14 protein-coding genes and 1 pseudogene are annotated in these 17427 nt (G+C 33.1%); 2 read left to right on the top strand and 13 right to left on the bottom strand.

Going from position 1 to position 17427, the window contains the following annotated elements; genetic code table 11:
- Positions 1-147: 147 nt before the first annotated feature.
- From ffh to rseP, 8 genes are all read right to left on the bottom strand, one after another.
- Positions 148-1491 (bottom strand): signal recognition particle protein, encoded by a 1344-nt coding sequence (gene ffh, locus ABWU52_RS00140; RefSeq protein WP_353276921.1) that lies wholly within the window; start codon positions 1489-1491, stop codon positions 148-150.
- Positions 1476-3035, bottom strand: coding sequence for a proton-conducting transporter membrane subunit (locus tag ABWU52_RS00135; protein WP_353276919.1), 1560 nt, complete (start codon positions 3033-3035; stop codon positions 1476-1478). Before ABWU52_RS00135 ends, ffh begins: the two co-directional genes overlap by 16 nt.
- Positions 3036-3653: 618 nt before the next feature.
- Entirely contained in the window at positions 3654-4055 is a 402-nt protein-coding gene (locus ABWU52_RS00130; protein ID WP_353276917.1) for a hypothetical protein, read from the bottom strand.
- Positions 4056-4140: 85 nt separating this feature from the next.
- Positions 4141-7212 (bottom strand): WPE palindromic element domain-containing protein, encoded by a 3072-nt coding sequence (locus tag ABWU52_RS00125; RefSeq protein WP_353276916.1) that lies wholly within the window; start codon positions 7210-7212, stop codon positions 4141-4143.
- Positions 7213-7257: 45 nt separating this feature from the next.
- On the bottom strand, positions 7258-7689 hold the full coding sequence (fabZ, locus tag ABWU52_RS00120) for a 3-hydroxyacyl-ACP dehydratase FabZ (RefSeq protein WP_353276914.1): 432 nt from the start codon (positions 7687-7689) through the stop codon (positions 7258-7260).
- 4 nt (positions 7690-7693) lie between these two features.
- On the bottom strand, positions 7694-8254 hold the full coding sequence (locus ABWU52_RS00115) for an OmpH family outer membrane protein (RefSeq protein WP_211907708.1): 561 nt from the start codon (positions 8252-8254) through the stop codon (positions 7694-7696).
- Positions 8255-10588 carry an outer membrane protein assembly factor BamA gene (bamA, locus tag ABWU52_RS00110; RefSeq protein WP_353276912.1) on the bottom strand — a complete coding sequence of 778 codons (2334 nt, stop codon included), beginning with the start codon at positions 10586-10588 and terminating at the stop codon, positions 8255-8257.
- 7 nt (positions 10589-10595) lie between these two features.
- Positions 10596-11711 carry an RIP metalloprotease RseP gene (rseP, locus tag ABWU52_RS00105; RefSeq protein ID WP_353276910.1) on the bottom strand — a complete coding sequence of 372 codons (1116 nt, stop codon included), beginning with the start codon at positions 11709-11711 and terminating at the stop codon, positions 10596-10598.
- Positions 11712-11811: 100 nt separating this feature from the next.
- Here rseP and ABWU52_RS00100 point away from each other — a divergent pair, with 100 nt between their 5' ends.
- The gene (locus ABWU52_RS00100; RefSeq protein WP_353276908.1) at positions 11812-12078 is read left to right on the top strand and encodes a succinate dehydrogenase assembly factor 2; all 267 of its coding nucleotides are present in this window, start codon (positions 11812-11814) and stop codon (positions 12076-12078) included.
- Here ABWU52_RS00100 and ABWU52_RS00095 read toward each other — a convergent pair.
- From ABWU52_RS00095 to ABWU52_RS00085, 3 genes are read right to left on the bottom strand one after another with little or no spacing between them, the layout of a single operon-like run.
- Positions 12056-12373: a cell division protein ZapA gene (locus ABWU52_RS00095; protein WP_214249966.1), complete on the bottom strand. Its 318-nt coding sequence runs from the start codon at positions 12371-12373 to the stop codon at positions 12056-12058. The genes ABWU52_RS00100 and ABWU52_RS00095 overlap by 23 nt on opposite strands.
- Before the next feature lie 43 nt (positions 12374-12416).
- A complete protein-coding gene (locus ABWU52_RS00090; protein ID WP_010404234.1) occupies positions 12417-12695 on the bottom strand; it encodes an HU family DNA-binding protein in 279 nt (92 codons plus the stop codon).
- A gap of 19 nt (positions 12696-12714) precedes the next feature.
- Complete coding sequence (locus ABWU52_RS00085) at positions 12715-14367, bottom strand: 30S ribosomal protein S1 (RefSeq protein ID WP_353276906.1); 1653 nt, start codon at positions 14365-14367, stop codon at positions 12715-12717.
- 103 nt (positions 14368-14470) lie between these two features.
- Here ABWU52_RS00085 and trmB point away from each other — a divergent pair, with 103 nt between their 5' ends.
- Positions 14471-15115 carry a tRNA (guanosine(46)-N7)-methyltransferase TrmB gene (trmB, locus tag ABWU52_RS00080; RefSeq protein ID WP_353276904.1) on the top strand — a complete coding sequence of 215 codons (645 nt, stop codon included), beginning with the start codon at positions 14471-14473 and terminating at the stop codon, positions 15113-15115.
- 208 nt (positions 15116-15323) lie between these two features.
- Here the strand turns inward: trmB and ABWU52_RS00075 are convergent, their stop codons facing one another.
- Both ABWU52_RS00075 and terL read right to left on the bottom strand, forming a co-directional pair.
- The gene (locus ABWU52_RS00075; RefSeq protein WP_353276902.1) at positions 15324-15845 is read right to left on the bottom strand and encodes a pyrimidine dimer DNA glycosylase/endonuclease V; all 522 of its coding nucleotides are present in this window, start codon (positions 15843-15845) and stop codon (positions 15324-15326) included.
- A 130-nt stretch (positions 15846-15975) separates the two neighbouring features.
- Positions 15976-17373: pseudogene (gene terL, locus ABWU52_RS00070) on the bottom strand (phage terminase large subunit).
- Positions 17374-17427 lie beyond the last annotated feature (54 nt).

Raw genomic sequence — 17427 nt, 5'->3', positions numbered from 1 at the left:
ATAAAGTAACTTGTATCAATTTTTATTATCATGCCAATTCCAACTGAAGAAATTTATTGAATTTATTACTTCACGCTAAAATAATATACTTTACTATTCAACAGCAATTACAACTGATGATTTTATTTCATTCCACTACCTGCTGACTTACTTTCTGCTTAGCATATCCATCAAATCAGATTCTTTGAGTTTACTATGGTCAACTTTACTGAACTTATTCACCATAGAGCTCATTTGATTATACTGCTTAATTAGAAGATTAACGTCAGTTACACTTGTTCCGGACCCCTTAGAAATTCTAAGTCTTCTTTTGCCATTTAAAATATCTGGATTTTGCCTTTCTTTTTCGGTCATTGAGTTTATGATGGCTATATATTTTTTCACTTTATTGTCATCTGGCACACTGCTACTTAGCTTTTTTGTGAATGAACTAGGGATGAATTTCATTATGTTGCTAATGCCATCCATTTTACTTAGAGTTTTTAACATTCCCACTAGGTCGTTTAGGTCGAATTTACCCTTTTTTACTTTCTTTTGTAACTTATCAATTTCTTCCTGACCAACAATCTCAGCAGCTTTTTCAACCAATGATACAACATCACCCATGCTAAGTATCCTTTTTGCAATTCTATCGGGGTAAAAATCATCGAGGTCACTTAATTTTTCACCACAAGCAATAAATTTAATTGGACAATCGGCGATCATTTTCATAGAAAGAGCAGCACCACCACGTGCATCACCATCAACACGGGTAAGAATAATGCCGGTTACACCTATTGCCTCATTGAATGATTTGGCAATGTTGACCGCATCCTGGCCTATCATTGCGTCGGCTACTAAAATAACTTCTGCAGGTGAAGCTATTTCCTTTACGACTTTCAACTCATTCATCATATTATTGTCAATATGAAGCCTGCCTGCGGTGTCTAGTATTAATACATCACAATTATCGTTCTTTGCTGCTGCCAGTGCCCTTTTTGTAATTGCAATAGGCCCCTCATTTATTACTATAGATAAAGTTTGTACGTCTATTTGTTTACCCACCACCTCAAGTTGTTTCTGGGCAGCCGGCCTATAAATGTCTAAAGAGGCAAGCATCACTTTTTTCTTTTGCTTTTTTAGCTTTAAAGCAAGCTTTCCTGAGGTAGTTGTTTTACCTGCACCTTGTAAGCCCACCATCATAATCACAGCAGGGGGTTTAACTGCTAGATTTAAGTCACTTTTCTCTGATCCGAGAACTGCAACTAAATTATCCTGCACAATTTTAATTATCATTTGTGCTGGAGAAACACTTTTTATGACTTTTTCCCCAATCACTTTATCTTTAATGTCATTGATGAATTTTTTCGCAACTTCAAGTGAAACGTCAGCTTCAATTAAAGCTATACGTATTTCACGCATGGCAAGATTAAAATCACCTTCAGAAATGATTGACTTTCCTCTCAGTTTACTAAATACAGAATTTAAACTTTCAGTTAACGATTTAAACATAATAGCGTTAGTAGAATACTCATTAAAAAGAGAGAAGAAGCTGAAACAAAACTCACTGAGTTATAATCCAGCACTTCTTTAAGTTTAGTAATATTATTAAAGTATAAACCAGCAAGTGAATTAGTCAAGTTTTGCACTATGCTGGCAAACATTTCTCTAGTTTTAGAGACTAACTGATTGAACAGCAAGACAATATAGGGTATGAAAGCTCTAAAAGTCCAATCAACATCCATTTTAAAATTTATTCTCGGGTAAAATAACTTGCGTAAAGGAATAAACAATAAAGTGGTACATAATAACAAATTAAATTGCGACAAAATATTTTTTGTGTTGTACACAAAATCGAAAATCGAAGATTTATTGTAAATAGGCAAGTAAGGATTGCCAGTGATTACGCATATAAATGCTAAAATGATCATAGTCGTTTTGCCCCCCCTCTCTGCTAAAGGTTTTGACTTACTTTTTGCAATAAATAAGTAATAAAGAAACTTTAGCCCCACGCTTAAATAAAGCAGCAAATTTAGAACCTTATATAAATTTTTATACCCTTTTAAGGCAACAGTGTTCATTTCAATTTCAGCTGTGATATATGATTTACTGATAAATCCAGCGGTTCCAGGAAATGCAGCCATTGTAAGTATTGCGATTATAGCACACATGCCTTCCACTGACATCAGTTTACCCACTCCATTAAAACTAATTGTTTTTGTTTGTAAGATAATCGAATTACTGACCACAAACAATAATGATTGATAAACAAGAGAGAAGATTATATGCAGTATCAAAATTGGTATTGCTTTTTCCGAAGGACTGAGCAAACTTCCTGCAATAATCAGCAAGCCCATTTGTCCTACAACGTTATAGCATAAAAATCTGCGAATATTTTGCTCAAGAGAAGCAAATATAATGCTGTAAATTGCAGTGATGGCGCCTACAAGCGCTAATATTTCAGTACAATCTTGCCATAGGTTATAAGTGTGTAAAAGCATCACTAAAAAAGAGACTTTAGTGGTAAATAAAGAGAGATATGTGGTGCCATGTAGCGATGCAGCAGGATATGCATCAACAATCCAAAACGAAAAAGGAAAACAAGCGCAGTTTATCAATAAACCCAAAATTATCAGGTTAGTGCTTTGAAGTGCCAATCCTGCTATTAATATAACTCCAACGAAAAAGTGTACACAAGCGTACCTTATTGCAGGTCCACTATCTCTACAGCCAGCTGCGATAGTAAAAAATGCACTGACAGTCATTAATTCACAGAATATTATAACCAATATCATATGTTCAGATAAAACTGCATAAAGTGAACTAATAGTGTAAGCAGCAAAAGATAGCATCTCTGAAAAAGTCAAATTTTGTGCTGGTAGAACAGCTAAAAATGCAACTGATAAAAAAGATATTAGTACGATACGAAAAGATAAATCAAAATTTAGAACTGGATGAGAGCAATTCAGTGTAGTACCTAAATTTTCAGGTAATATTAGGACTATCACTATTAATGTAGTCAATAGAAATAGCAATAAAAATTTATAAAGTTGCACAATGATGTAAAACAGTATGGTTTATGCTACCTCAACATACAAATAAAATCAATTTGCATATTAACCACTAGTTAAGCTAATTACCATATAATTATATCAGGGTTTAGAAGGTTATAGAGAAACCGGTCAGATTAGGTTTTTAATCTAATCTGACCGATAGCTTTAATAGTGAGGTAAGCTTTAATATAGCACTCCTAATTCACAGTGCTACACTCGTGCATAATTTATTTTTAATTTGTGCACGAGCGTTAGTAAATTATTTACTTTTTGAAATAAAGTTTGGCATCACTTTAATATCTAGAACTTCATTAAGTCTGTCAGTTGAGAGTTATTTACTCGCTTTCTCTTCAGTATTTGCATAAATATAATGGAGCTGCCAGTTTTTAATGCACTCATTCGACTTTTATGCTCTTCGCAATATCTGATTCTATTAAAGAATTCTTCGTTAATTTAGTTTTTTATGTTTTTTGGATAATGATATAGATAGGTTCCGCTAACACGTAGTGGAATATTAAATTGTTTATCTATAGATCCCTGTATCAAGCACTGTAATGACGGCATTCGAGTAGAGATAATGGAACCAAGAGAGCTCTGAGTAGCTGTATAATGAAAATTAGATTATATAAAAACCTCTGACAACACATTCTGTGTTGTATCATTGTCCATAACTGTGTAATCAATATTATATTTATCGAATTCATTGCGCATCCTAGTTAAATGTCCTTTATCATGATCCAAAAGAACACTTACGTAGCTCAAGCTATCATTAAAAAGATCATTATAAATTACTGGAAATTGAACTGTGTAGGATGTTGTACACTCATCTTGAACGTTATTATCTTTACAAAGGGACATTTTTCCTGTTTTGCCAGTATCATCTTTAGTAGAAATAAGAAATTTCATACCTACGTCTTCGTTTTTTGCTATAAACTCCTTACACTTTCTACTTTTTGCAGAACATGGTCCTATAGCTATAGAGTAGCTTTCTTTTGGAAGTGTGAATATTAACTGATGTGTCATAATACTACCTTAATAAAAATCATTATTGTAGTATAGATTTATTAATAAATAATATACATTATGGTATAATTAGTACAAAATAGGTTTAACCAATCTCAGTAGGACTGCCAGTTGGACCCATAAGAATTATTTGTTCACCTTTTTTAAAACATTTACATAAATTAGTGGAACCGCCAGTTTCAAGCACAATAGTGGAAATAAATCCTTTTTTTTTGTCTACTTCAGTGCCGGTTACTGCTATACCTTCCATAGCAAGGTTTGTATTATTGGCTTTTCTGCTATTGGTTTCAAAATTTTGCAACCTAAAGAATTGTCCAGGTTTAAAATTCTTTGCCGCAAGTGGTGCTTTGATCACTATTTCCACAACTTTGTTTGTTAAATATTGAACTTTTATAACCTTTGCAGTGAATTGCTCTTTGATTTTATTGAAAAATTCTTTGTTAGCTAGGTGTTCTGATATTATTCCAGCGCGTGACGCTTTAGCGTGCAAATGCTGCAATTTGTAGGTAATTCGCATAGCAGATGGTGTCGTGCAAATAGCTGACACTGGAATCCAGTTCTGACTATACAACCATCTGGTGTACTCATTCAAAATTAAGTTTTCTGGATTCCAGTGTCTGGGCACTGGAATGACATCTTTTTTGGTGAAAGTTACTCTTATATTACAACATTCATACAATTGTGCATATGACTCCGAGATTCTAGCCGGAGTGACATAAATGAAGCTATTAACTCTATTCAAAAGCTGAGAAATGATAGGGTAACCATTCTTAGCGCTTGCCATAGCTTTGACTACACTGCCGCTATACGAGGGATGAAGATCACCAAAAAAGCTAATTGTTTTATTGCCTTCCTTATATACTAATATTCTATCTTTATCTCGCATCTTAGGAGAAAAGATAGGATCTATTTCTTTTCCCGATGAATTCAAATGAGTAAAATATCCGTTACTTAATTTAAAATGCTTTTTATCTTCTGTTGCAATAACTGTATTTGGCTCAGTACCTGCTGCTATAAAAATAGAACGTGCTTTTATATGCTTGATTTCATCAGATTTTGTGTCTATTAGTTTTATTGATTCAGCGTGGTTATATTTATCTGTTACAACTTCAATCGGCTCTAAGTTTTCAATAAAGTAAATCCCTTCTGATAGTGCATTTTGCACCTCTTCGCTATTTAATCGATAACTTGGTGAATCTTTTAGCTCTTTTCTATATACAATTTTCACTCCCCCTAGACTTTGCATTAGTTCCAATATTTTTGCTTCTCTATTCTCTTTTTTTGCTGATTCTTGCTCTTTTCGGATCAATTGTGCATGCGATATCAGCTCATTTGCAAGTTCATATTCCTCTTCTTTCCAATCTTTTTCGACATATTTCTTTCCATACTTATCAACCAATATTTCATAACGAAGAAGAAATTTTTCTACTTGAATCGGATAGTAAGCTAAAACTTCAGTAGCAGTATCAATTGCAGTGAGTCCTGCACCTATGACAACTATCGGCATACGAACTTGCAGATTTGCTATAGAATCAAATTTAAGAGCGCCAGTCAGTTGTAACGACATAAGAAAGTCAGATGCCATGCGCACTCCACGGGCTAGTATGTTTTTTATTTTGATCATTCGTGGCTTACCAGAGCCAAGTGCCAAGGCAATGTGATCAAAACCCAAGTTAAATGCGTCATCAACAGTTATCGTGCTGCCAAAACGAATGCCTCCATAAAGTGCAAAATTCTCACGTCTTTCCAGCAGTAATCTAATAATCTTTAAGTAATTTTTATCCCACCTAGAAGTAATGCCGTATTCTGACACTCCACCAAACCCATCTGCCGTGCGTTCACTCAATTTTTCGTGTTCAAAATCTTTAATTAGCTGTAAATTATCGATCAAAGGTTCAATCTTTAGTCCATCAATGGCGATAACGTTATGCCCATCGTTTAATAAATGATGAGCTAAATTAAAACCCGCAGGACCAAGGCCTACAACTAGGACGTTTTTTCCAGTGTTTCCTTTTGGCAATGGACGCTGAAAATTTAAAGGATTCCAACGGCTAAGCAGAGAATATATTTCAAATCCATACGGTAAACTAAGCACATCATCTAGAATCCTTGTTTCAATTGCTGGCACATTTACGGGTTCTTGTTTTTGATATATGCACGAATTCATGCAGTCATTGCATATTCTGTGTCCAGTAGCCGCACATAATGGGTTATCTATCATCACAATTGCAAGACTTGCTATGCTGTACCCTTCGCTTTTTGCTAAATTCATTTCTGATATTTTCTGCTCTAGTGGGCAACCGTGCAGCTCAACCTTGAGTGGGAACTGTTTAAAGGTATTGTTGTTATTAATTAGCCCCTTTGAACAACTGTCCTTATTTTGCATATGACAAAATATGCAGTAGTGAGCATTATCTAGTGCTTTATTTAAACTAGCCTTCTCGTTTGTTAAGTCAAACCCGTATCGTCTTTTTACTTCATTTGAATACAGCACTTCAACTTTGTCTACTTCTTTTTTAGAAAATGGTATGAGGTTTTCGTGGTCGATTTTTTTATGAATACTGAATAATATACTCTGTTTATTTTTCACTCTCCACACTGCATATTGTGCCGCAAGTTCTATTTCTTCTTTGTGATCCTCTTTATTTTTAAGCCAACTCATTACCTGCTCAGAAAAGTTTTTTTCTGTTGTCGGTAAAGTAATGAAACTATTTAATTTGTTAGTGATATAATCAATATTTGCTACATCAGTGTATTTCTTCAATGCATAACGCTGAACAAATAATCTTTTGCATCTGTATATTACAGCAAAGTCATTGTGTTTTTCCTTTAACTCTTCTACTTCTTTTTCAATATTGAAAAATTTTGCAATAAATTCATCAAGTAAATGTGAGAGATCCATTATTAACTGGCTATTACAACCATCTTTCATCCAAGCTGGAATCCATCCTTCTTGTTTTCTGGATCCCAGTGTCAAGCACTGGGATGAACACTGGGATGACATCGAAGAAGAAGCTGCTTTTTCTCTTGCTTCAACTAATGAATAAAACAAGCTTTCATCGCACGATTTTGTGTAATCCAAAAACGCCTTATCTAACTTTATTAATTCACTACGAGTGTATAAGTTTGAAAATGAGATTTTGAAATTCAGTTGCATCTTTATACTATACAGTGTACATACTGTTTCTTATAGATGAAGATTTTATTTATCTTGCAGTTTTGCTAAGATTGTTGCTCCTGCAACCTCTTCTTTTCCAACAGATGCAACACACTTAAATTTGTATACACCTAAACGCAAACCTTCAAAGTTAGATTGAAGAATTAAGGTATCTCCTGGAGTGACTGGCTTTCTGAATTTTGCGTTTTCAATGGACATAAAGTATACAACTTTATTTTCTACTGTTTTTTTACCGAGAACACATATAGCAGATGCCTGAGCTAAAGACTCAATTATCAAAACTCCTGGCATTATCGGATGGCCAGGAAAATGACCAATAAAAAATTGCTCGTTGAAAGTCACATTTTTGATTGCTTTTATACTTTTACCAGGTTCGCATTCTATAACCCTATCTACTAAGAGAAAAGGATAAGAATGTGGTAGTATTTTTATAATATCATTGATATTACATTGCATAAGCCTACTCAATGCTTTGCAAAGCAAATTCAGGTATTTCCTTGTTTACATTTTTTAATACCACATCCGATAAATCGACTTCATCCATGGAGTATAAAACTTGATTCTTTTTTGAAATAAATAGTACTAAATCTATATTGTTTTTTTCTGCCGTTCTTTTAGCAACTTCTTTTATCTTGTTAAAGACACTTTCTACTGCTTCTCTATAATTTTCTTCTAAATGTGACATTTTCTTGGCGTAATTATCCCTAACGCTTACAGTATGCTTACTAAATTGTTCCGTCTTTTCTTTTTTTGCTTCTTCTGACAAAAGGTCAAATTCTTCTTTCGATGGCTTAAATTTTTCTAACTCATTTTCAAATTCTTGCTGTAATCTAGAATTCTGCTCCTTTATTTGTTGTTGTATATTTTGCAGAGCCAGAGATTCATTGATAACTTTGTCACTATCAATAATGGCAGCCTTTGTATTAATCGCGCTCTGAGGTTGATACCCTACAAACTTATACCCCACAAATAAGGAAATAATTAAGGCAATAACTGATGTAAATAACTGTATATATTTCATTTAAATCCCCGCTTCAATAGAAATTTTAACGTTTGTCGATGGTATTATGTCATAAGCTTCCTTTACTAAAGGAAACCCAAAATCTAATCTCAGCCTACCAAAAGGAGAAGGCATTGAAAAGCCAAAACCTGGTGATACTCTTATAAGCTTACTATCGTAATATTCTCCACTATATCCCTTTTTTTCATCTAAACCAAAAAGTGTTGCATAGTCAACAAATAGTGAGCCTTTGATACCAGTGTAGTCGTATAATTTAGGTAATGGAAAATCTACTTGCTGTGTTAAATTAAAATAAGTTTTGCCTCCCAATGAGCTATCATTTTTATCTTTTGCTCTTGGCCCAATACCAGAGAGGTCAAATCCTCTAATTTCATTACCACCTTTAAAAAAGTGCTGGCCAATGTTTAGCTCTTTATCGGTATAAGAGAAAATATGACCTGCTGCTACTTTAAAGCGCAGTGTTATATCATCATCAATTTTGCTTAATATAGGGTGTGTATAAAAAGATAAGAATTCAGATTTTAGGAAATTTACATTTCCTCCCAATCCTGAAATATCCTGATTTAAGCGCAACAAGTACCCCTCCTTTGGAGTATATAGGTTATCCAATTTATTGTACGCTAACGTGTATCCCACTGATGAGATCTGATACTCACCTTTTTGATCTCTTATTATATTAGATATATCCTCATCTTTTCCACCCTTATTGTCCATGTGTATGTGATTATACTTATAAGAATATTGAAAGGAATTGGTTAGATTTTCTGAGATTTTATATGATATTTTTGCTACTCCTCCCCAGTTGCAAGTATCGAAAGTAGTGTTTGGTTTGTCTTGTTTTTCATAAAAAATACTCATGCCTAGTGAAGTATCAGAGTCGTTAAAATTATTTTCAACAGCGTCTATACTAGTAGAAAGAACATATTGACTTTTTTCAAGAGCAAAAGATACCTCTTTACCACTACCAAATAAATTACGATCTGTGAAATCGGTTTTAACAAATACTCCACCAGGAAGAGACATACCACCTGTTAAAGATAACGAGGCAGTTCTTTTTTCTTTGACATTTAAATCAAGATTTACTGCATTTTCATCCACTGTATAACTATTTATTTTTACTGTTTCAAAAAAGTCACTGTATATCAATTTTCTACGTGATTTTTGAATCTCAGATGTGTTATATGCGTCACCTTCTGCCATGCTGAGTTTTCTTCTAATTACTTTATCTAAAGTGCGGTCATTACCATCAATAGTAATTTGGTTTATATAAATCTTTTTACCCGGTAGCAATTTATAAGTTACATCTATAATATTGTTACGTTGTTTATATTCTGGATTAACTTTTGCAAATATATATCCTTTTTCGTTTAAATGTTTACTTATTTTTTCTGCTGTATTGTTAATTTTAACTCTATTAAATATTTGATTATTTTCCTCTTTGATAAATTCTAATATTTCTTCCCTTAAACTTAAATCCTGAATCTCAGTTTCAATATCAACTTCGTTATTTCCAAATAAGTATTGCTGCTTTTCATCAATCAAAAAAGTTAACTCTATTTGGTTGTTATTATCAACCTCAACAATTGGTTGGATATTATTTTGAATATATCCCTTAGATGAATAGAAGCGATCAAGCAGTTCTGTATTAATCAGTAGATATTGAGGTGAATAATGAGTTCCGCTTTTAAAAATGGCTCTAAATAACTTACTAAATATATCATTGCTATGCCTTTTGATAACTTGCTCTAGCTCATTTGCTGAAAAGTTTTTATTACCTATGAATCGTAAACCCTTAATTTTAGACGTTCTTCCTTCTTTTATCTTAAAAATTAGGTTTATCCTATTGCTACCAAGCTTATCTAGCTCATATGCAATTTTAACACCAATTTTACCACTGTTCCTATAAAGAGTAGCTAGATTTATTAAATCGTTTTGTAATTTTGTTTCAGTGAAAATAGTTAGTGATTTTGACTGGATAACGTTATTTAGCAACTCTTTACTGTTAAATAACTTATTGCCTTTCAATATTACTTTGTTAATCAATGGATTCTCATGAATTTTTACTACTAAGTTTTTTTCATCATCGATATAGGCGTTAATACTAGCAAATAACTTTGTTTTGTATAAATCTTTTATAACTGAATCTACATCATCATCATTTATATGACTACCTGGTTCTAATTTTGTATAAAACCTTATTGTTTGATCACTTACTCGCTCATTGCCAATATACTTAATATTTTTTATCTGTACTTTTTCTTTATTTTCTAGAGCAACAAGTAGAGTGGGAAAAGAAATAAGTATTATTATTAGTATGTGAAATAACTTTTTCATATGTATCTTAAAAAAGATGCCTAATATCATTTGTGATTGCAACTGCCATCAACAAAAACAGTATGGTAGCACCAAAAGTGACTGCATATTTTTGATATTTCAAACTCAAATCTCTACGTATAACTGCTTCTATAATATAATGAAATAAATGCCCACCATCTAGTAGTGGTATTGGCAGCAAGTTAATTGCAGCTAAATTAGCTGAAATAATTGCCATAAAATATAGAACCATCATAAGTCCCTTTTTAGCTGATTGCCCTGAATATTTTGCAATTTTTATTGGCCCACCTATTTCATTTATACTCCTTTTACCAACAACAATTTGAAAGAGTGCTTTGATTGTTAAACACATAGTGTGGTAGGTTTCATTCACTGATAGGCTAGCAGCTCCAAGAAAAGATGACTGTTTTAATCCTATCATATTAATTGGGGTAATTCCTATAGTTTTTCTTTCTATTATGTTACCAAAGACATCTCTATCCTCAACTGTAAACGGAGTTAGAATAGTTCTGTACTCTTCGTTATTTCTGCTATACTTAATTTCTATTCTTGTTTCAGGGTTGGACATTATCACGCGTGAAATATCTTCAAAGTATTTTATTTTGTACTCATTGATCTGTGTAATAGTGTCACCTGGTAATAGGCCAGCTTGCTTTGCTGCACTTTCTTCAATTACATTACCAATTACTGGTGGAGTACGATAATAACCTGCCACGCTGAAAAATATTGTGAAAGCTATAACGGTAAATATCATGTTTGCAAAAGGCCCTGCAAAAACTATTGCTGCTTTTTGATATCGAGGTTTTATATGGAATGAGTATAATTTTTCTTCTTCAGTTAATTTTTGTTGATCAACAGGAACGCTTGCTGCATTAGTATCCCCTAACATTTTAACGTAGCCACCCAATGGAAAGGCACTTAATTTCCATCTAGTTCCAGACTTGTCGTTAAAACCAAAAATTTCAGGACCAAAGCCTATAGAAAAAGATTCAACTTTAACCTTGCATGCTTTAGCGACAATATAATGCCCACATTCATGCACGAATACTATGATAGAAATTATTAAAGAAAACGATAAAAAATAATATATTCCAGCGCTAAGTTGATGAGAAATTAATTCCACCTATGTTTTAAGTCTTAATCAAACGTTGAGTATATTAAAATGCGCCTTGCTTGACAAGTATTTAGTTTAGTCTTTAAATTAAAAAAAAAGTTTAATGACAATGATAGATATCTCCTTATTAAGAAGAAAACTGATGTATAGGAGTTGGCATAGGGGTTGTAAAGAAACTGATATACTTTTAGGGCATTTTGCATTGAAATATCTTGATAAATTTTCCTTCAGTGAACTAATTGAATACGAAAAAATAGTTGATCTTGATGATTGCGAATTATATTGTTACATAACTCGTAAGAAACTTCTCCCCCCTGATTTGAGTAGTGAGGTAGTCGATTTGATTGCTTGCTTTAATCACTTATGCACCCAATAATCTTGTTTACCCTATCTAATACTTCAGCATATTCTACTCTTTTTTCCTCCCTATACTTTTTGCATTCTTGATTTATTTCGTCTAATCGCTTTGTTAATTCTAAAATTTTGTCTTCGAGAGTCAATGCTGCAAGTAAGAAATTTAATGCATCTGAGCCCTTACCTCCAGTTCTTTGAGATATGGAGCTAACTAGCTTGTTGAAGCTATTAGCAAGTTGTAATAAATGGTCCTTCTTTTTACTTTCGCAAGATATTTTATATGTGTTATTACGTATAACTATTTCTACTACTTGCATATGATGCTATATTGTACAACTTTCAAATTTACAATATAGATTTTCATTCATTTATCAAGAGGGATAACTTTTTACTGCTACGAAAATAAGTTTTAAAGTATTGATGTTTTGCAACCTTCTGTGACGTCAAATTACTTGCTTCTTTCAAGTTATAGCTTCTAATTGAAAAAGAACCAAACCCCCTGATTTCAACTCTATTATGATATTTTAACGTGTTTGAAAACACTCGAAAGAAACTATCAACTATGTCTGCTATAATGACCTTATCTAACAAAAGGTGTTTTTTTGCTACTTTTGCTATTATATCAGATTTCGTTGCCATTTGTATGAAGCACAAGAAGTTATTTGGCAGATAATATTATATTATATTTTTCAACACCTACTACTTCAACTTGTATTTTTTCTGATATAGAAAACTTTTTATTTTCTGGTAAATGCTCTTGATCTACTAAAAGGGTTACATTGTTCTCAACCTCAACGATTAGACCATTTTCCTCTCTCTTACTTACAGTAACCTGAATTTTATCCCCTACTTTAACTTTCTCTATCAGTTCTTCAAGAGGATCATACTCTATTTGCTTTACTCCAAGATAAATTCTTGTCCGATCTACGTTAGCCCTTATCACTTTTGCTTCTATTTCATCACCTACATTATACTTTTTTATCTCATCTGAATTGTTTTTCGACCAACTTAGATTTTGCATATAAATTGTTCCTTCTACGTCCTCAGATATCTCAGAATTATCAAAAGTCACAGATATTTGCGAACCATTGTTGCTTTTAACTTTACCAGAAACAATAGAACCAAGAGGATATTTATCAATAAATACTTGCCAAGGATTCTCTACGCACCTTTTTGTGCTTAAACTCATCTTATTTTTAATAATGTCAATACCGAGAATTTTTACATCCACTTCTTGTCCTATTGTTACAAAACTACTGATTGGTAAATTACTCTTGCTCCAAGTTATTTCTGATGAGTGTACCAAACCCGCAATCCCAGGTTTAATCTCAACAATGAATCCACAATCTTTTATACCCGTTACACATCCTTTGTGTACGCTGTTAATTGGACATTTTGACTCTAGATCTTGCCAAGGATTATCTCCTAATTGTTTTACACCAAGGGAGATTTTTCCATTTTCTCTATCTATTTTTATAATTTTAGTTTTTATATGCTGACCACAAGAAAAAATTGCAGATGGATGACTTACATTACTCCAAGAGATATCTGTAATATGTAGCAGTCCATCTATAACTCCCACTGTATCTGATTCATGAATGCCAACAAATGCACCGTAGTGAGTGATGCTTTTTATTTTGCCTTCTACTACATCACCTTCATTTAAAGATTCTAAAAACTTAATTTTTTCACCAGCATGCAATTTCTCTAATACCAGCTTCCTTGATACTACAATATTCCCCTGCTTCTTATCCATTTTAAGAACGATGAATTTTTGTTCAGTTTCAATAAGGTGATTAGCATCTTTTATTTGCTTCAAATCCACATGACTCAGCGGTAAAAACGCACTTATTCCATCACCAAGATCAACAATAAAACCGCATTTAATTGAGCGTTTAATGATTCCTGTTACTTCATCTTTTGTAACTGCGCTTTCTTCCAATTTATTCCATTTTTCGTCTCTGATTGCTTTCTCACGACTAAGAACAACATTACCATGGTAATCTTCAATTCTTTCAACATAAACTCTAATTTTCGAGCCAACAGTGATATCATCATTACAACTGAGCTCCTTAATCAGAATTCTTCCATCTGACTTTAAACCAACATCAACCACAATGTCATTAGAATTTCTTCTTGTGATTATACCTTCTACCACATCTCCTTCTTTGATTTTGTTAGCAAAAGAATCTTCACAAAAGTCATTGTCTTGATTATCAAATTGATCTTGAAATATCTCTTCTATGAACCTATTTGATGATAGCTTCTTGATAGCAACTGTACTTTCCATACCTTTTAATTTTAACTTCATTAGAACTTATATATTATATAATATTAATAATTAGTAACAAGTAAATTCTCATTAATTCATTTCGAGAATTGTTTAAGCTATAAAAGATTAAGTTATGTAAGATATGTTATCTAGGAATAATAATTGGATTAGGTCATTTTCCAGAAGATCTAGGTTGAAGTTGAATGTTTTGGAGAAGTATTCTATTAAAAACAGCAAGGAATCTATAAAAAAGATCGTAGACTTACAAAAAAGAATACGGGTAGAAATAGGTTTCGGTAATGGTGAAAATATGCTCCATCAGGCATTCAATGAATCTGATCTATTATTTATAGGATGTGAGCCTTATTTAAAGGGGGTCTCTTCCTTGCTAAAAAGCATAGAAGCACACAGCATAAAAAATATTTTAATATGGACAGAAGATGCAAGAGAATTAATTGTTAATTTTCCTGACCACAGTGTTGAAAAATTCTTTATTCTCTTTCCAGATCCATGGCCAAAAAGAAGTCACAACAAAAGACGGTTAATTAATACGGAATTTTTAAATTTATTAGCAAAAAAAATACTTGTCACAGGGGAAATATTTATTGCAACTGATCATCAGGATTATGCAGAGTGGATAGAGTTACATATAAAGCAGTGTAATTTTTTAACCTATAAGGAAGATAGTTTTGCAAGTTATACCCCAACAAAATACCACAGAAGAGCGCTAGAATATCAGCGTAAAATAAAGTTTTTTAAAGTAAATGTTATATCTAAACTGACTTAGATTTACCTCTGCTTGTTAGTACAGATGTGTACATGACACTCTATAGTGCAAGTAGCCTACCATATACTGGGAATAACAGTTTACTGAATTCTTTAATCTCACAAATAGAAAGATCAATAAACTTGATAAACATCAACATTATCAGCCAGCATTGCTTTTGCAACTTCAATTCTACCTTTTTTATGATCGGTTTGGATAATTTTATAACCTATAGCATTTTGTCTAGCAACCAATCTGGTGCTTCTCTACCTTTTTCCCACTTAGCAAATCTCATCTTTTCTTTTAGGTAATATTCTCTATATGCTTCTATTGGGTTACTACATTTATATCGATCAGGTAACGCTTGTGTAAAAGCTTGTATATCAGCTGATCGAAATATTAGCAAATCCTTGTTATTATCGCACCAATCTATAACTTCTGCGGATTTATGCGTTCTTTTGTATCGCAAGCTATATTCTATACACAATTCTTTTCCATGTTTTATTAACCAATCAAAGTTTCCTTTTGATTGTCTAGCCCATAAAGAACAAGGATGGTTTTTGTGAGTAAGTTTATATGGAACTTCTATATTCTGGTTTGTAATGCTGACTAAAGGATTTGGCTCTTTTAATGCTATTGAAAAAACACTGCTAAGCAATTGAGCAGTTTCTAGCGGCATTTTTACTATGTGCTTATCGCATAACATTTGTGCTGCAGTTACAGGATTTTCGTCTAATATAAAGATATTCATCTAAGCACCCAGAGATAGAATTTTTGTGTAGTATTTATTTCAATAAACCCTAAAATATCATTCAGAAAATGGATAAGTTAAATAAGCTCAGTTAAAAAGATTATACACAATTCCGAGGAACCTTTTCAAGCTACAATGAACGTATAGCTACCACTCTAGCAATATTATTTCTCACCCACTGAAGATATTGCACGGTACTGTCTACTTGATCGTCGTGACGGGTTTCTGGAAACATTAAAATCTCATACTCAAAGTCGCTAAGCCATACTGCTTGGTTAGGGAGAAAAACCCGCTCAGATTCTATAATTGGGACAATTCGGTGAAATCGAGTTAATTTGTCATCATGTGGTACTATTTGAATAATAGGTAAATCACTGTTTTTCCCGAGCTCCTGAACCAATTGCTGACCGCTTGCTTTTGCTTCGATTAAAATTGCGTGTGGCTTCCACCTTGCAGCCAGCGATAGAACTTTCTCTTTAAGTTTTGGATATTCAAGTTTTGCGCGATATACATCGAGTAAATAGAATGTATTATCTACTTTTGTCCAGGTAGTGCAGACACTAAAGTCACTTGTATTGTTTGTTGAAATTGCAGTATCCCAACTTTGTGTTACATGCAAGAGGCTATCAGGAAAATTTTTATAGCGCTTCAACCACTCTCGTTTAATTATAGCACTTGAAAGTGGTAGAGGGTTTTGTTGGTATTGAGCAGCAAAAACATAACTCCCAAGTTCAGCTTTTATCATCTCAATTTCTTCTTTTCCTTCAGTTAGGGAATACAACAATTGACCTTCTTTTCTTGAGTATATTTCCTGTTCATGCTCTGGAATATGATTATTAACTGAATAAATAATCTCCTTATCTTCAGCTATTATTGGTAAACAGACATGATGCCATATGTTTCTTGGTTTACAGAGGAGGTGACCAGTTAAATCTTCTAAATGGAGTCTGTGCATCACAAGAACGATAACTCCTTTTTTTCTGTCGTTGAGCCTGGTTACTAAAGCCTGATCAAACTAGTTTGAAGCACGCTTTCTAAATGTTTCGCTCAAAGCTTGTGCGGGACTTAGTGGATCATCCACGATAATGAAATCTCCACCTTCACCGGTTAATGTTCCCCCAACTGATGTTGCAATCCTACATCCTCTTTGCACTGTTTGAAATTTATATTTAGTGTTTTGATCTTTGCATAATTCTACTTTCGGAAATAGCTTTCTATACCAATCAGATTGCATTATGCACCTGGTATCGAGTGAGTGCTTTTCGCTAAGCAACCGAGAATAACTTGCAACTATTATTCTTGCAGTTGGCTGATTTCCAAGTATCCATGCGGGCCATGCAACACTTACACAAATGGACTTCATTGAACGCGGCGGCATATTGAATATTATTCTTCTTGCTTCACCAGTGCTTGCTGCTTCAAGCCTGTCTGCTATGACTTTTATATATTGATAATCATTATACTCACACCCCGGCACTACCGTTTGAAAGCATAATTCAATGAATTTGAGAAGGTTTATATTGTTCATAAATTAAGGTTTGTTGATTTTTTTAAGATTTTGTTGTATAATTAAATCAGCATA

Origin of the sequence: Wolbachia endosymbiont (group B) of Villa cingulata, assembly GCF_964028285.1 — a bacterium.
Taxonomy (GTDB): Bacteria; Pseudomonadota; Alphaproteobacteria; order Rickettsiales; family Anaplasmataceae; genus Wolbachia.
This window is presented reverse-complemented; position numbering and strand designations above follow the sequence as displayed.

Bases quoted from the DNA above. Each gene is read 5' to 3' on its own strand.
- ffh (WP_353276921.1), bottom strand. From the start codon at position 1,491: ATGTTTAAATCGTTAACTGAAAGTTTAAATTCTGTATTTAGTAAACTG.
- ABWU52_RS00130 (WP_353276917.1), bottom strand. From the start codon at position 4,055: ATGACACATCAGTTAATATTCACACTTCCAAAAGAAAGCTACTCTATA.
- ABWU52_RS00125 (WP_353276916.1), bottom strand. From the start codon at position 7,212: ATGCAACTGAATTTCAAAATCTCATTTTCAAACTTATACACTCGTAGT.
- fabZ (WP_353276914.1), bottom strand. From the start codon at position 7,689: ATGCAATGTAATATCAATGATATTATAAAAATACTACCACATTCTTAT.
- ABWU52_RS00115 (WP_211907708.1), bottom strand. From the start codon at position 8,254: ATGAAATATATACAGTTATTTACATCAGTTATTGCCTTAATTATTTCC.
- bamA (WP_353276912.1), bottom strand. From the start codon at position 10,588: ATGAAAAAGTTATTTCACATACTAATAATAATACTTATTTCTTTTCCC.
- ABWU52_RS00100 (WP_353276908.1), top strand. From the start codon at position 11,812: ATGATAGATATCTCCTTATTAAGAAGAAAACTGATGTATAGGAGTTGG.
- ABWU52_RS00095 (WP_214249966.1), bottom strand. From the start codon at position 12,373: ATGCAAGTAGTAGAAATAGTTATACGTAATAACACATATAAAATATCT.
- ABWU52_RS00090 (WP_010404234.1), bottom strand. From the start codon at position 12,695: ATGGCAACGAAATCTGATATAATAGCAAAAGTAGCAAAAAAACACCTT.
- ABWU52_RS00085 (WP_353276906.1), bottom strand. From the start codon at position 14,367: ATGAAGTTAAAATTAAAAGGTATGGAAAGTACAGTTGCTATCAAGAAG.
- trmB (WP_353276904.1), top strand. From the start codon at position 14,471: ATGTTATCTAGGAATAATAATTGGATTAGGTCATTTTCCAGAAGATCT.
- ABWU52_RS00075 (WP_353276902.1), bottom strand. From the start codon at position 15,845: ATGAATATCTTTATATTAGACGAAAATCCTGTAACTGCAGCACAAATG.